Origin of the sequence: Psychrobacter sp. AOP7-B1-24 (genome assembly GCF_052376215.1) — a bacterium.
In the GTDB taxonomy this organism is placed as follows: domain Bacteria; phylum Pseudomonadota; class Gammaproteobacteria; order Pseudomonadales; family Moraxellaceae; genus Psychrobacter.
Genome location: NZ_JBQSVL010000164.1, coordinates 1 through 1560 on the forward strand (window position 1 = coordinate 1; position 1560 = coordinate 1560).

At 37.8% G+C, this 1560-nt stretch carries 2 protein-coding genes; both read right to left on the bottom strand.

The window, feature by feature from the left end; genetic code table 11:
- Positions 1 to 716 (bottom strand): IclR family transcriptional regulator (locus tag ACT3QP_RS14735; protein WP_444526018.1); only part of this gene is annotated, 716 nt, incomplete at its 3' end.
- Between the two features lie 266 nt (positions 717 to 982).
- Positions 983 to 1560 (bottom strand): transposase (locus ACT3QP_RS14740; protein ID WP_444526019.1); only part of this gene is annotated, 578 nt, incomplete at its 5' end.

The following is a 1560-nucleotide window of genomic DNA, read 5'->3' on the forward strand; positions in this document are numbered from 1 at the left end:
TACTCCAATGTAAACGCATTTACTGGAAAACTAATAGAAAGCGCATATATGATTTTATTGGATGACAAGTCTTTGATTGGTGCAGCACAGGCAATCATATCATTATTGAACTTTTGCCAACTAGTAAGATGGTCTTTTCCACGTGCACTATTGACTACTTCTAATAACTCATCAAGGTTAGCAGGAGTAGCATCAGAGTAAATCTTCCACTCTGAAAAATCATTAAACCTTATTCTTATTTCTTCATCAGACAAATTACTTAATAGTATTTGTCCGATTACTGTTGCATAAGCAGGCCATCTCAAACCAGGAAGTATATTCGACATAAAACTTCCTAATGGTTGAATATTTTGTAAATTGATAATTTCTATTCCATCCAAAGTAAAGAGATGCACTGCTGTACCAGTATCATCTCGTAATTGCTCCATTATCGCATAGGCTTCTTGTTTGAATGAAATAGATGTTAAATATGAATGAGATAAATCAACAACCTTGGTATCTAACATATAGTTTTTATTGCTGTCTTTTTTGATATAACCCATCTGTTCTAAAGTAAATAACAACCTATAAGCACTAGACTTATTGATTTTCAGATGCGCGGCTATCTCCGATAACGACATCTTGGCTATTTCATGTTTATTAAATAACTCCATTAATAAAAGCCCATTACGTAGGCTGTTGACCATGTATTTATCGTCAGTTTTTTCTATAGACATATATAAATCTCAAAAATTAATTATAGGCAATCTATCACATAAAACATGATTTAAATGTAAACTAAAATTCGTATATAACGAAAAATAAAAGGACTTTTGTTCTTTTTTACCCTTCTCATTAGACCTTAAGTCTACCTCATTTATTCTAAGTCAAGCTAAACATTCTTTCAAACATCTTAAATTATTTTAATCAATAAAATTTTTCGATCTTTATTTAGTGCAAGGTAACCGGAGTTTTTCAAGGTAGTTGTCACCATCAAGCTAAATTAAGCGGCTTGTAATCTTTGCTGTTGTTGCTCTTTTACAGGATTTAGCGTTGTTGGCCCTACAGGCTCGCAGTTCCTCACCTCCTGAGTTCCCCAACGTATCGGGTTTTCATCTTTAGCGCGCTGCATCGTGAGCAGACGCTTCGCCAGTATTTCCTTATCCTCACCCGTATGGCGCTGATTGGGCGTCACAAAGTTCAGCTGACTGTGCTTATGCTCATTGTTGTACCAGCGCGTGAAGCTCAGCATCCATCGTCTTGCCGCATCTAAGCTCTTAAAGCCATCGATAGGCCAATTAGGGCGATACTTGCAGGTTTTAAATAAAGACTCTGCAAACGGGTTGTCATTACTGACACGCGGTCTGCTGTAAGAGGTGAGTACCCCAAGCTCATACGCTTTCATGCGCATGGTTTGAGCTTTCATCGGTGCCCCATTGTCTGAGTGTAGCACCACCCCAGTGTGCAATACATTCTCACTGATTAAAGTACGCTCAAGCAGCTGAGCTGCTAATGCGCCTGACTCGTGGTCATAAACCTCCCAGCCAACAATCTTACGGCTATAGACATCTTCAATCATAT